Origin of the sequence: Hydrogenophaga crassostreae (assembly GCF_001761385.1) — a bacterium.
GTDB classification, from domain to species: Bacteria; Pseudomonadota; Gammaproteobacteria; order Burkholderiales; family Burkholderiaceae_C; genus Hydrogenophaga; species Hydrogenophaga crassostreae.
On sequence record NZ_CP017476.1, the window covers coordinates 669,413 to 682,890 of the forward strand.

Consider the following 13,478-nt stretch of genomic DNA (forward strand, 5'->3'; position numbering starts at 1 on the left):
TGGCGCAGTGGTAATTGAAAAAGAGAGGGGGTATTTGCAGCGCACCGTATGGCCGCTCAAGAGGCCGTGCTTGACGGATGCACCGCTGGCTCGAATGAGCCGGTTCATTGATGCCGCGTCAATACCGTTGGTGATGCGCACCTGGCTTCAAACTGCATCCACTTGCATCGGCTCTGCGGGGGGCGTTGGCTTGCGGGGCCTTGTACCGGCCGTCAAAAGCGCCGATCGGATGGCCAGAGGAGTCAGGCTATCCCGATCGCTTTCTTTAAGCTGCCCGGCATTGGAGCGTCATGCATCCGTATCTTGGTCACCCTGTGGTGACGGCCGGGCACCGGCACGTCTTTACGGGCCACAATGCCGAATGCAGTTCCGGCCACGCAGCCGAGACATGTGGCAGGGGAGGGGCTGGCCAAGGCCGTTTCCCTTGTGTGGCTCGCCCTGGTAAGCGCGGGCCCCTTCAAGGGTCAGCTGCTACCCATGGGTTTGACCATGGGCCAACCATTCTTCGCCCAGGTGCTCATGCCGCCTTGAACGTAGCGCACGTTGTTCCAGCCTGCGTCTTTTAGCGCTTCGGCTACCTTGCTGGAGCGGTTCTGCGTGTTGCAGATGATGAGCACCGGCTGAGCAGGGTCGTTGGGGATTTCATTGACGCGCTTCTGAAGCTGCGACATGGGCAGCAAGCTGGCGCCTTCGGCCACGCCGGTGGCATGTTCGTCGGGCTCGCGAATGTCGAACAGCGTCACTTGGTGGCTTTCGAACAGCTGTCGCCCTTCTTCAATGCCGACGCGCAGCGGGTCGTTGGCGGCATCGCTGGCCGAACAGGCGGTCAGGCCTGCGCTGAGAGCGAAGCTGAAGGCCACGGTGGTGAGTGCCTGGCGCCTGCTCAGTCGCGGGAATAAAGGGGTCATGTAGCCGTTCGCATAGGTGGACGTGGGTGCGTGTCTGATCAGATTGAGGCCAGCGCCGTGCGCACATCGTTCACGCTCAACACCTCAGACATCACCAGCGGCGGCTGGCCAGCGCGGTGCAAGGCGTACACCGGTACGCCGTTGCGGCCCAAGGACGCCAGAGCGGAGGTGACGGCTGGGTCGCGGCGGGTCCAGTCGGCGCGCAGCAGGGCCACGTTTTTGGCTGCCAGGTCGGAGAGCACATCGGCATTGGCCAGGGTGGTGCGCTTGTTGTATTGACAGGTGACGCACCAGGCAGCGGTGAAATCCACAAAGACTGGCCGACCCTCAGCCAGCAACCGGGCCTGTTTGTCGGCGCTCCAGGATTCCCAGTTCAAGCCCGCTACGGTGGTGGCCACCGGGGCCGCGGCGCTCTCAGCGGTTTGAAGGCGCGTGATGTTGGGCCCCACGGTCCAGATCAGCCAGGCCAGACTGGCGACGGACACAGTTGCCAATGCGGTGCGCCCTTTGCCTGGAGGCAGCGCCCAGGCCCAGATCACCAGCGCCATCACCAGCAGCAGCATCAGCAAGGCCGCTGCACCATCAATGCCGCTTTGCTGGCCCAGCACCCACAGCAGCCACACCACGGTGGCAAACATCGGGAAGGCCATCAGTTGGCGGAAGGTGTTCATCCAGGCGCCGGGTCGCGGCAGCGCGCGCGCAATCGCTGGCCACCAGCTGGCTGCGAGGTAGGGCAGGGCCATGCCCAGGCCCAGTGCGCCGAACACGGCCAGCGCTTGCCAGGTGGGCAAGGCGATCGCCAGCCCCAGCGAGGCGCCCATGAAGGGGGCTGTGCAGGGCGACGCGATCGCTGTGGCGAGCACGCCGGTCAGGAAGGCATCCGCCGTGGGATTCTTCGCTTGCAGACTGGCGACCGAGCTGGGCAAGACGCTGCCGAATTCGAACAGACCGGCCAGGTTCAGACCGATCAGCGTGAACAACACCGCCAGCGAGGCGACAACCGCCGGGCTTTGCAACTGAAAGCCCCAGCCCAGTTGTTCGCCCGCTGCGCGCAGGCCGAGCAACAGGCCGCCCAGAGCGAGGAACGAGAGCAACACGCCTGCGGTGTAGGCGAGCCCGCTGGCGCGGTGGGCGGTGCGGTCATCAGCATGTTGTGCAAATGCCAATACCTTGATGGCCAACACAGGGAACACACAAGGCATGAGGTTGAGGATCATGCCGCCGAGCAAAGCGCCGAGCAGCGCTGCCCATAAGGTGATGGGTGGGCCGTTGCTGCTGGTGGGCGATGCAGCGGCTTGGGCGGCATTGGCTTGCAGGGCCGCGGTGAGCGCATCAGGCACCAATGCAGGCACGTCCGCCACCGCCGGCCACGCGCCCTGTACCGGTACATCCATGCGCACACCCGCGCTGCCAGGACCCTCGCCCGGCGCATTGGCCAGCGCCACGACCAGGGGCAGGCTGGTCGGGCTTTCACTGCGGTAAGGAGACAGGGGCACGCTGGCCGTCCAGAGGTCGCCGTTCCAGCTTTGGGTCCAGGGCGAACCGGGTTCGATCAGGCCGGTGGGCTCCGGGAAAAATTCCAACGCCTTGCCATGCCAGGCGGCGGGAAGGCCGGCTAGTTGAACTTCGAGCTGTTTGTCCTTGGGTTGTGCCGTGCTGTTGCCGGCGGCCTGGTCGCTGGGGGCGGCGGCAAATGTGGTTTCAAAAGCGATGCCGTTGATGGCGGTGGACCCTTCAACCGGCAAGCGCAGGGTGAAACTGCCTTCTTCCGGAATGCACTCCTTGCGGCAGACCAGCCAGGCCGCGTCGAGCTTGACCTCGATCTCCCGTCCCTGGAACGAGGGGTCAACCGTGAGCGGTACCGGCAGCAACACGGTGCCGTTGTAGCCGTAGTTGGCCAGCGGGCCGATGGGAAATTTGCGCGGTGTCGGCCAGGCTATGGGCCCGGCCGACACGCCGGGTGGCAGCGTCCACTGCAAGTCTGTGGGCAGGCCCGAATCACCGGAGTTTTTCCAGTAGGTGTGCCATTCGGGCGCATGGGTCAGTTGCAAACCCAGCCAGGCCGTTTTGCCCGGTCCAGCGCCTTCGGGCGCATGGGCCACGAGCTCGGCGCGTACCTGCTCGCTTTGCACCACGGCGGTGTCGGTGAGTTGGGTCAGCAGGCTTTGGGCCGGGGCTGCCAGGGGCAGGGCGAGCGCCAGGCCAACCAGCCAGCGTTGGCTGCGTGGAGTGACCGACAAAAGCAGATTCAGGAGCATCGAGACTGTGAATGAAGTTATATGGAGAATGGCCGCCCCTGTGGGAGAGCTTTCGTCGACTGGGGTTCCTTTGAGCCGCCGCATGGCTGAATATAAGTGTTTGCTGGTATTTCTACCTGTTCCGATGGATGAAAAATCAAGCCTTAAAGCGTGGGCTGCACCACCAGATGTATTGTTTGCGTTGTTGAAATGGTTCCCAGTAGAGCAGGATTGCGGTACACATGAACGGTGAAGGCTGTTCATGGGGACAACGTCATGGGATCAATTGTTGAGCGTGCTCTCTTGCCATGGGCGCATCGGGTGAAGTCTCACGTCAACCTGCCGGTGCGTCTGAGCTGGGGAAATGGGGCTGCATCCGCTCTCGCCTTGGGCGATTTCTCGGAGCCGGCGGTGGAAATCCGCGTGCGCGATCCGGCCGCCATTTCGCTTCTGATGCATCCGGGCCTGGACACGCTGGGCGAGGCTTATGTGGAAGGCCTGATTGATGTGGAGGGGTCGATTGGCGAAATCCTGGACGTTGCCCACCGTCTCGCGGCGTCCGCAGAGCCCGAAAAGGGGTTGCTCCGCCGCATCCGGCGCCATTCCCGCCACACACGCGACAGCGACCGCGATGCGATCCGGTACCACTACGACGTGTCCAATGCGTTTTACCGACAGTGGCTGGGCGAGAGCATGGTGTATTCCTGCGCCTATTTTCCCAATGGCAACGAGTCCATCGACCAGGCCCAGCTAAAAAAAATGGATCACATCCTGTGCAAGATCGATCTCAAGCCCGGCCAGCGCCTGCTGGACATTGGGTGTGGCTGGGGATCATTGGTGTTGCGGGCGGCCCAGGAGTATGGGGCCCGATGTGTCGGGGTGACGCTGTCCAAGGACCAGTTTGACTGGGCCCGGGAGCGCGTTCGGGCCGCAGGCCTGCAAGAGCAGATTGACATCCGCTTGCAAGACTACCGGGATGTGGCGGATGGCCCGTTTGATCGCATCACCAGTGTGGGCATGTTTGAACACGTGGGCCTCGACCACTTGGTCGATTACTTCGGACAGGTGCGCCAATTGCTCAAATCCGACGGTTGGGTCATGAACCACGGGATCACCAGCACCGACGCGTTCGACGGTGAAACCCGTCATGGGAGCGGTCATTTCATCGACCGCTATGTGTTCCCCCATGGTGAACTGCCCCACATCAGCACCGTCTTGCACAGCCTCCAGGAAGGCGGTCTGGAGGCGTTCGACGTGGAAAACCTGAGGCGCCACTACCAGCGCACCACACAGCTCTGGAGCGAAGCCTTTGAGGCCCGGGCGGCGCACCTGCGTTCGCTGGTGGGCGAAAAACGCTGGCGCATCTGGCGCATCTACCTGGCGGGGTGTGCCTGGGCCTTTGAAAACGACGAGGTGGCGCTCTACCAGGTGCTGTGCGGGCCAGCTGGTCGCTCTTCGGCGGGTCTGCCGTGGTCCAGAGGCTGGATGTACCGCGGTGTTTAGGGCATGACGTCGCGGTCAGGCGGCAAATCCGAGCACCACGCGGCGCGTGTTGGCGCTCTTTTTCTCGATTTTGATCACCACGACGGCGCCAATCTCTGCGGTGTTCGCGACATGGGTGCCACCACAGGGCTGCAAATCGATCAAATCGCCGGTTCCGATTTGAACCGTGCGCACCGCGCCGCTGCCCCGCGGGGGGAAACGCTCATGCTCTTCACCAACGCCGGATTGGCTTCCAGCTCGGCGTCGGTCACGCTGCCCAGTGCCACCGGATGGGCCGCTGCCACCAAGGCGGCGATGCCCGCAGTGAGCGCCTCTTTGCTCAGCGGATCGGTCATGTGGAAGTCCAGCCGCGCGTAGTCGGGAGTGATGGAGCATCCGTTCACCGGCATGGGCACCAGGTGGCACAGCAAATGGGTCGCGGTGTGAAAGCGCATCAGGCGGTGGCGCCGCGCCCAGTCGATCTGGGCGGTCACGCTTTCACCCACGCTGAGTTGGGCCAGCAAACCTTCTTGCCCGGGTGCGGGCAGGTGCAGGATGTCTGACGTGGGCTGACCTTGCACATCCTTGATTTTTCGGGTGTCTGCAATTGCCAACCCGCTGCCGTTGGCCAGCCGCAGAACACCCGTATCACCCGCCTGCCCGCCGCCCAGCGGATAGAACACCGTTTGGTCCAGTACCACGCCTTCCGGGTTGATGGCCGTCACCGTGGCGCTGCATTCGGTTTGGTAAGCGTTTTGGCGGAAAAGATCTTGGGTCATGCATGCATCATAGATATTCCTTTGCCGCTTTACACTGCGGTACATGAACGCCGCAATGCCAGCCAGCCCTTATTGGTCCGACCTCACCACCGCCGATTTCGCTGCGCTCGACAAGGCGCGCGCCATTGCGGTCTTGCCGGTGGCCGCGACCGAACAGCATGGGCCGCACTTGCCGTTGTCGGTGGACACGGACATTGTCAATGGCGTGATCGCGGCCGCCGTACCGCAGCTCGCGCCCGGCTTGCCGGCGCTGTTTTTGCCTACCCAGGCGGTGGGATTCAGCCCGGAGCACAACCGCTTTCCCGGCACGCTCACGCTGAAATCGGAAACGCTGATCCGCATCTGGACCGAGATTGGCGAATGCGTGGCGGCCAGCGGGGTGAAAAAGCTGGTGTTGTTCAATGCCCATGGCGGGCAGGTGGGAGCCATGGATTTGGTGGCCCGCGATTTGCGGGCGCGCCTGGGCATGCTGGTGTACAGCGTGAATTGGTTCAACTTGCCGTTGATCGACGGGCAGGGGCAGGATGTGAATGCGATGTTCAGCGCCGAAGAGCACCGCTTTGGCATCCATGCGGGGGAAATCGAAACCTCGATGATGTTGGCGCTCAAGCCCGAGCAGGTGCGCATGGATCAGGCGGAGTATTTCCGCTCAGTCTCGCAAACCCGCGCTGCCGATTTTCCAATTCTGGGCAGCGGCAAAAGTGCCAAGCTGGGCTGGCAAATGCAGGACTACAACCCCGAAGGCGCGGTGGGCAACGCGGGCGCGGCCACCGCAGAAAAAGGCCACACCTTGCTCGATGCTGCGGGGCGGGGGCTGGCCGCGTTGCTGGCCGAAATTGACCGGTTACCGCCCGGCACCTTGCAGCAGCGCACGGCGTTCGAGTGAACGCTTAAACAGAGTTTTTTGGCGCGGCAATTGTCACCGCGCCAAAAACCACGACGCCTGGATGACGGTGGCGCCCAGGGCCAGCAGGTTCGGCTCAACATCACGCGCCTCACCCCGTGGATGGGCTTCGCGTCACATGCCTTCGCCATTTAGGCACACCTCAGCCGCGGGGTGGCGGCAACCTCTGAATGGGGCTGGCTCGAACGGCTTTAAGGCAAGTGCGCAAGTGGGTCAGTGCGCTTGGATGAGCGACGAAACGTCTGCGGGCGCTGCGACACGGGAAGACAAGGTGGCGTGGTACTCGTTTTCGACGCCGGCAACGATGCGCTGCCAGTCGAGCGACTGGGCGGTGACGCGGGCGTAACGACCCATGTGGCGCAGGCGGTCATGGTTGTCCAGCAGGTGGCTGGCGATATTCAGGAAGGCTTCGGTTTGGCCCAGTGGCGCGATCAGTCCGTTGTGCCCGTGCTGTATCAGCTCGCCTGCGGCCGCATGGTCAAAGGCCAGCACGGCCAAGCCGCTGGCCATGGCTTCGGCCACCACGTTGCCAAAGGTTTCGGTCATGCTGGCGAACAAAAAGATGTCTGCACTTGCGTAAGCCTTTGCCAGGTCGTCGCCGCGCAGGGTGCCTGCGAACACCGCCTCGGGGCAGCGCTGTCGCAAGCGTGCGCGATCTGGCCCGTCGCCCACCAGCACCAGCCGGGTATCGGGGTGGCGGCGCTGCAGGCTGCGCCAGGCATCGATCACCATGTCCAGATTTTTCTCGGGTGCGAGCCGACCCACACACAGCGCCACGTGCGTGGTGTCTTCGGCCCCCCATAGGTGGCGCAATGTGTTGTCTCTGTGGACCGGATTGAAGCGCTGGGCGTCGACCCCGCGGGCGATCACGCTCAGGCGCTCAAAGCCACGGGCTTCCAGCTCCTGCGCGAGGCGCCGCGTGGGCACCATGGTGCGGTCAGTGCGGTTGTGAAAATGCCTCAACCAGGCTTCCATCGGGCGGCCCAGCCAGCCCACGCCGTAGTGGCGCGTGTAGGCGTGGAAATTGGTGCGGAAATCGGAGACCACAGGAAGGCCCAGACGCCGGGCTGCCCGAAGGCCCGACCAGCCGAGAGGCCCTTCGGTGACCAGGTGCACCACATCGGGCCGCTGCGCTTGCCACAGGCGGGTGAGCTGGCGGGTGGCGGGCAAACCCATGCGCAGTTCCGGGTAGCGCGGTACGGGCAGGCCGCGAACCAAAGTTTCTTGCCAACGCTCGCTGGGCGGCTCGGGCTGGTCCGTCGGCGATTGGCGGGGCCGAACCAGTTGCAGGTGGTGCCCCCGTTCGCGAAGTCCCTGCACAACGCGGGCCAATGTGGCCGCTACCCCGTTGACCTCGGGGGGATAGGTTTCTGTGACCAGAGCGATCTTCAAGGCGCGCGCAGCTTGGTGTGTAGGCATGGCAGTCATGCTGCGTGATCTGTGCAACGGTTTGATGACAAATCCGCTCCAAACAAGTTTCACGCGCTGGTCATCCGTCTGTCATTCACAACGGTCAGGATGGGTTGCGCCCGGATTGCCCGCGCGCGCTCAACCGTCTACTTGAGAGGAAATTTTGTGAAGTCGTTCTTGCAAGACCTTGCCCAGCAGCGCTGGGACGATCACCGTTATTACCACCACAGCCGCATCAACCAGAGCCTGCACCTGGTGAGCGCCCTGTGTTTCATTGCCGCGTATGGCCTGTTGTTCACCGACCCGGCCAGCGCGGCCTTGCTGGCCTGGGGGGTCTCGATGACCACGCGGCAATCGGGTCACTTCTTCTTTGAGCCCAAGGGTTATGACACGGTGAACCGGGCGACGCATGAACACAAGGAAGACATCAAGGTGGGCTACAACCTGCGCCGCAAGGTGGTGTTGATGGCGGTCTGGGCGCTGATTCCCCTGGTGCTGTGGTTGGCGCCCTCGTTTGGTGGCCTGACCGAGCCTGCCGCCGACTTCAAAGGGTTCCTGCACGCTCTGGGCATGGCCTGGCTGTGTCTGGGCGTGGCGGGGCTGGTGTTCCGGGTTGGCCAACTCACTGTGCAACAAAGCCTGGGCGTGGGTCTTGTCTGGGCCTTCAAGATCATCACCGACCCGTTTCACGACGTGGCGCTGTACTGGCGTGCGCCGGGGTATTTGCTGCGCGGTGAATTGATCGATCCCATGGACCACGCCCGCCGCGGCTGAATGCCGCGGCCCGGGTTTTCAACGGCGGTGCAGGCGCTGGCGCAGCATCTCTTTGAGTACACCGCGCCGGATGTCGCGGTTGCTTTGGGTACCGGGGAGCCACCAGCCGTCGTCCACCATGCGCCGTGCGGCGGCTTCGATGCGGTCGCAGACCGCATCAAAATCGGCTTCCGTGTAGTTCAGGCTGAACACCAGGCGCCCACTGCCCACCCAGGACAGCGCCAGCCCCTCGGCGCGCAGGCAGTACTGCAGCAACCAGTTGTAGCGGCTGGGCTCGGTGAAGGTCATGGTCCAGATGCTGGAGAGGTTGGCCACGCGCAGCGGCAGCCCGGCCTTCGCCAGTCGGGCGTTGAGCTTGGCGGCGCGGCCGTCCCAGGTGGCGTCGAGGTTGTCATAGAGCGCTTGAATGGCGGGCGTTTCCAGCCGCCGCAGGAACACGTTCATGGCGCCCATCACGGCGGGGTGGGCGTTGAAGGTGCCGCGCGCGAAACAGATATCGGCAGGGCGATTTTCCCGGAAGCGCTTCATCCATGCGCTGCGCCCACACACCACGCCCACCGGGAAGCCGCCACCCAGTGTTTTGCCGTAGGTGACCATGTCGGCGCGCACGCCGAAATACGCTTGCGCGCCACCGGACGCGATGCGAAAGCCTACGAAGATCTCGTCGAAAATCAAGGCGATTCCGCGCCGGGTACACACCTCGCGCAGGCGCTGCAGCCACGCGGTGTAGGCCGCGCGGTCGAAGTTGGTTCTGCGGCTGCTGTCGATCAAGGCGCCGTCACCGGGCGCGCCCGCGTTGGGGTGCAGCGCCTGCAGCGGGTTGACCAGCACGCAGGCAATATCGCGTCGGCGCGAAAGCACCTGCAGGCTGCGCTCGCTCAGGTCGCTGAGCGTGTAGGTGTGGCCGGGGGGCAAGGGGTTGCCGAGACCTGGCTGCACGTCTTCCCACCAACCGTGGTACGCCCCGCAAAACCGCACCAGACGCTTGCGCCCCGTGTGGTACCGCGCCAGGCGCACCGCCTGCATCACCGCTTCGGTCCCCGACATGTGAAACGACACCTGATCGAGCCCCGAGATCGCCTGCAAACGCTGCACGTTGTCGAACACCACCGGGTGGTAGCTGCCCAGCACGGAACCCAGTTCGCTGACCAGGGCCATGCCTTCGGCCATGCAGGTTTTGTAGAAGTCGTGGCCCATCACGTTGACGCCGTACGAACCAGTGAGGTCGTAAAAACGCTGCCCGTCGAGATCGGTCAGGGTGACGCCGTCCGCACGCTGCACAAACGCGCCCACCGCGATGCGTTCGCGCACATAGGGGCTGAACTGAAACGGTACGCGGTACGCGCCAGTGAATTGCAGATCGGCAATGCCGCTGCGGGCTTGCTGGGTGAGCGCAATGGAGCGCGCATGCCGGCCATTGAGCTCGTCGGCCAGCCGCGCAAAGCCGGCTCTGCGGCGCTGCTCGACTTCGTCTGGAACACCGTCGCAGTTAAAAAACCGCGCTTCATCGTAGGCGTAGCCAGGGATCAGCGAGGCCACCCGTTTGGCCATGCGCGAATGCCCGGCCAGCGAGCGGTGCTTGGCCAGCGACAGTTGCAGGCGTTCATGGGCTTTGGGCAGGAGCAGGGCGGCGGTGGCTGAAGCCAGAGCGAGTGTGGTGAGGCTGAATATTTCCATGGTGGGTACAAAAAGACCGTAGTTCTCTCTTTTATGGCTGTTAGGTGACATAAGCATGAAAACTTCAAGAACGCTGGACGACAACACGTCCGTCCAAAAGCCCGTTGTTTCGCTAAGTTGGCGAGACCGTTTGCTGCTGCAGGAAGACCTGAACTTCCTGTTGACCAACCGCATTCCGCGGGTCGCGGTCACGCGGCTCATGGGCCGCATCAGCCGCATACGGAGCCGCACCTTCACCCGCTTGGCCATCGCGCTGTGGCGTTTGTTCACCGATCTGGATTTGAGCGAGGCCGTACCCCAGCGCTACGAATCGCTGCAGCAGTGCTTCACCCGGGCTTTGCGCCCAGGCCTGCGCCCGGTGGACCCACGGCCCGAGGTCTTGACCAGCCCGTGCGATGCCATCGTGGGCGCCTGCGGGCCGGTGGTGGCCGGGCAGGTCTGGCAAGCCAAAGGCTTTCCCTATGCCGCGGCCGATCTGTTCGGGCAGGCCGAACGGGCCGAGCCTTTTGAAGGTGGCCGCTTTGTGACGCTGCGCCTGACGTCCAGCATGTACCACCGCTTCCATGCGCCCCACAAAGCGCGCATCGACCATGTGAGCTATTTGTCGGGCGATGTCTGGAACGTCAACCCGATTGCGCTCAAGCGCGTGGAACGCCTGTTTTGCCGCAACGAGCGGGCGGTGATCCGCATGACGCTGGAAGCTGGGCCGGTGATCGCGCTGGTGCCTGTGGCGGCGGTGCTGGTGGCCAGCATCCGCTTGCATGCGCTGGACGTTTTGATGCACCTGGGTTGGCCTGGCCCGCATGAAATGCCTTGCAATGCACAGGTGGACAAGGGCGAGGAGATGGGCTGGTTCGAACACGGCTCCACCATCATCGTGTTCGTACCCGCCGGGTTTGAGCTGGTCAAAGGCATCGAACCCGGTCGGCGCATCCGCATGGGCGAGCCGCTGATGACCCTGCCCACTGGCGCTGTCTGAGCCTTGGGCGCAGTGCGCTGAGGGCAATGAAGATGTGTTGTTCTGTCATGACAATTGCACAGTTTTGTCACCACATCGCCACATGACCGCAGGAGACTTGGGCCATGCGACGTGACCTCCTCCCACCCTTGGGTCCGATGGATCCATTTGCTGTCGACCCCGACACCGATCACGGTGGCCGCATCCGATTGCGAACCGTGTGGATCTCGGATTTGCATCTGGGCACAGCCGGCTGCCAGGCCGAGGCGCTGCTGGATTTTTTGCGCGTTGTGGAGTGTGACACCCTGTATCTGGTGGGCGACATCATCGACGGGTGGCAACTGCGCCGCCAGTGGTACTGGCCCCAAACCCACAACGATGTGGTGCAAAAGCTGTTGCGCAAGGCGCGCAAAGGCACCCGGGTGGTGTTTGTGCCCGGCAACCACGACGAGTTCGCCCGCAAATACCTGGGCCACAATTTTGGCGGTGTCGATGTGGTGGAAGATGCGGTGCACGAAACCGCAGACGGCCGCTTGCTGTGGATCACCCATGGAGACCATTTCGACGGTGTGATTCAGTGCGCGAAGTGGTTGGCTTACGTGGGCGACTGGGCTTATGAAACGACCTTGCGTGTGAACCGGCGCCTCAATTCATGGCGCGCCCGCATGGGCTTGCCCTACTGGAGCTTGTCGCGTTACCTCAAGCTGAAGGTCAAACGCGCGGTGAACTACGTGAGCGATTTTGAAGTGGCTGTCGCTCGCGAAGCCCGTGAGCGGGGGCTGCATGGTGTAGTTTGTGGTCACATTCACCATGCTGAAATTCGCACCATCGACGGTACGCTCTATTGCAACGACGGCGACTGGGTAGAAAGCCTCACCGCGTTGGTTGAGCACCCAGACGGTCGCCTGGAAATCCTCGACTGGTCGGACCGCATTCACCTTGCGCACAATGCGCGGGCCGCCGCTCATCAAGCCGTCGAAACGGCCTTCACCACCTCCTGAAGCGGCCGCAATCAACAGCGCCCAATAGCGCTTGTGGCTTGCGCGTCGCGATCACCGCCGCCCCCACGATCATCAGCGCAGCGAGTCCCACCGACCAACTGGGCATTTCTTTTTGCATGGCCAGCAGGACCAGTGTGGAGAGCAGCGGCGTGAGAAAACTCAACACGCCAATCTGGCGCGCATCGCCGCGTTTGAGTGCCGCGTCCCACAGGAAGAACGCTCCCCCAAGCGGCCCCAGGCCGAGCAGGGCGATCAAGGCCCAGTCCTTGTCAGACAACGCGGTCGATGGTTCCAGCCAGACATGGCACAGCAGGGCGAGTAAACCAGAGACCAGGGCAAAACTGCCCACGGCGGCAGTGGGGAAGGCCTTTACGCGCTGGGTCAGCAGCGAGTAGCTGGCCCAGATGAAGGCCGACATCAGTGCCGGGATGTAGCCCCAGGCCCACAGTGGCGCATTGGGGTCGGCCGGACGCCCACCCAGTATGGCCAGCGCGGCACCCGCAAAGCCCAGCAAGGCTGCGAACACCAAACGGCCGGTGAGCTTCACGCCGGGTAGGAACAGCGGCGCCATCACCACAATGCCCAGCGGCCAGAGGTAGTTCACCAGATTGGCTTGTACGGGCGGCGCGTGGCGCAAGGCGATAAAGAGCAAAAAGTGGAAACCGAACAGGCCGTAGACGCCGATGGCCAGTGTCTTGGACGGCACGTACCACTGGCGAAAATCAAAGCGCGACAGGGGCAGGGCGATCAGGCTGCCCACCAACAGGGACAGACCGGTCAGGAGAAAAGGCGGCACATGGGCCAACGTCACACCCAGTGCCGCCAGCGATGCCCAGAGCGCGATGGCGCCCAGGGCCAGGAGATTGGCGTTCAAGCGCGCAAGCCGCGAGCCGGCATCCATGTTTGATCAATGACAAAGACCGGTAAGCTGCGCATGGTGAATACTCCAATGGGTATAAAAATCAACTTGAAAGGGTTTCACTTGAGCTCGTTTAACCACACCGACCTGATGCGCGACATCAACGACAGCCTCGCCCCATTCCGAAAAGCCCAGCCGAACGCCATGGCCGGGTTCGGGCAACTGGCCAAAGCGGCCATCACCGATGGCGCACTCAGCGGCAAGCAAAAAGAGTTGATTGCGGTGTCGATTGCCGTCACTCAAGGCTGCTCAGGCTGCATCGGCTTCCATGTGAAAGCGTTGGTGCAGTTGGGTTGTACGCGCGCCGAGCTGGAGGAAACGCTCTCGGTTTGCGTCTACATGGGCGGCGGCCCAGCCTTGATGTATTCGGCCGAGGTGATTGCGGCTTGGGACAAGTTGAGCGCCTGATCAGCGCCCAAACTTGAATCA

11 protein-coding genes and 1 pseudogene are annotated in these 13,478 nt (G+C 63.2%); 6 read left to right on the plus strand and 6 right to left on the minus strand.

Annotated elements, in window-relative coordinates:
• Positions 1-464: 464 nt before the first annotated feature.
• Positions 465-908 carry a rhodanese-like domain-containing protein gene (locus tag LPB072_RS03200; protein ID WP_066091505.1) on the minus strand — a complete coding sequence of 148 codons (444 nt, stop codon included), beginning with the start codon at positions 906-908 and terminating at the stop codon, positions 465-467.
• A 38-nt stretch (positions 909-946) separates the two neighbouring features.
• Positions 947-3,166: a protein-disulfide reductase DsbD family protein gene (locus tag LPB072_RS03205; protein WP_082876977.1), complete on the minus strand. Its 2,220-nt coding sequence runs from the start codon at positions 3,164-3,166 to the stop codon at positions 947-949.
• A 255-nt stretch (positions 3,167-3,421) separates the two neighbouring features.
• Between LPB072_RS03205 and LPB072_RS03210 the strand changes: the two genes are divergently transcribed.
• Positions 3,422-4,648 carry an SAM-dependent methyltransferase gene (locus LPB072_RS03210; RefSeq protein WP_066091508.1) on the plus strand — a complete coding sequence of 409 codons (1,227 nt, stop codon included), beginning with the start codon at positions 3,422-3,424 and terminating at the stop codon, positions 4,646-4,648.
• A 15-nt stretch (positions 4,649-4,663) separates the two neighbouring features.
• Here LPB072_RS03210 and LPB072_RS03215 read toward each other — a convergent pair.
• Positions 4,664-5,406 (minus strand): annotated as a pseudogene (locus LPB072_RS03215) (alanyl-tRNA editing protein).
• Between the two features lie 43 nt (positions 5,407-5,449).
• Between LPB072_RS03215 and LPB072_RS03220 the strand changes: the two are divergent.
• On the plus strand, positions 5,450-6,292 hold the full coding sequence (locus LPB072_RS03220; RefSeq protein ID WP_066091512.1) for a creatininase family protein: 843 nt from the start codon (positions 5,450-5,452) through the stop codon (positions 6,290-6,292).
• 231 nt (positions 6,293-6,523) lie between these two features.
• Here LPB072_RS03220 and LPB072_RS03225 read toward each other — a convergent pair whose 3' ends face one another.
• Positions 6,524-7,729 (minus strand): glycosyltransferase family 4 protein, encoded by a 1,206-nt coding sequence (locus tag LPB072_RS03225; RefSeq protein ID WP_231943407.1) that lies wholly within the window; start codon positions 7,727-7,729, stop codon positions 6,524-6,526.
• A 156-nt stretch (positions 7,730-7,885) separates the two neighbouring features.
• Between LPB072_RS03225 and LPB072_RS03230 the strand changes: the two genes are divergently transcribed.
• Positions 7,886-8,494, plus strand: coding sequence for a hypothetical protein (locus LPB072_RS03230; protein WP_066092530.1), 609 nt, complete (start codon positions 7,886-7,888; stop codon positions 8,492-8,494).
• Between the two features lie 18 nt (positions 8,495-8,512).
• Here LPB072_RS03230 and LPB072_RS03235 read toward each other — a convergent pair whose 3' ends face one another.
• On the minus strand, positions 8,513-10,228 hold the full coding sequence (locus LPB072_RS03235; RefSeq protein WP_231943409.1) for an aminotransferase class III-fold pyridoxal phosphate-dependent enzyme: 1,716 nt from the start codon (positions 10,226-10,228) through the stop codon (positions 8,513-8,515).
• Here LPB072_RS03235 and asd point away from each other — a divergent pair.
• Both asd and LPB072_RS03245 read left to right on the plus strand, forming a co-directional pair.
• Complete coding sequence (gene asd, locus LPB072_RS03240; protein ID WP_082876978.1) at positions 10,227-11,150, plus strand: archaetidylserine decarboxylase; 924 nt, start codon at positions 10,227-10,229, stop codon at positions 11,148-11,150. The genes LPB072_RS03235 and asd overlap by 2 nt on opposite strands.
• Positions 11,151-11,287: 137 nt before the next feature.
• Positions 11,288-12,130: a UDP-2,3-diacylglucosamine diphosphatase gene (locus tag LPB072_RS03245; protein ID WP_066091522.1), complete on the plus strand. Its 843-nt coding sequence runs from the start codon at positions 11,288-11,290 to the stop codon at positions 12,128-12,130.
• Here the strand turns inward: LPB072_RS03245 and LPB072_RS03250 are convergent.
• Complete coding sequence (locus tag LPB072_RS03250; RefSeq protein WP_082877011.1) at positions 12,117-13,004, minus strand: DMT family transporter; 888 nt, start codon at positions 13,002-13,004, stop codon at positions 12,117-12,119. The genes LPB072_RS03245 and LPB072_RS03250 overlap by 14 nt on opposite strands.
• Positions 13,005-13,112: 108 nt before the next feature.
• Between LPB072_RS03250 and LPB072_RS03255 the strand changes: the two genes are divergently transcribed.
• On the plus strand, positions 13,113-13,457 hold the full coding sequence (locus tag LPB072_RS03255) for a carboxymuconolactone decarboxylase family protein (protein ID WP_066092534.1): 345 nt from the start codon (positions 13,113-13,115) through the stop codon (positions 13,455-13,457).
• Positions 13,458-13,478 lie beyond the last annotated feature (21 nt).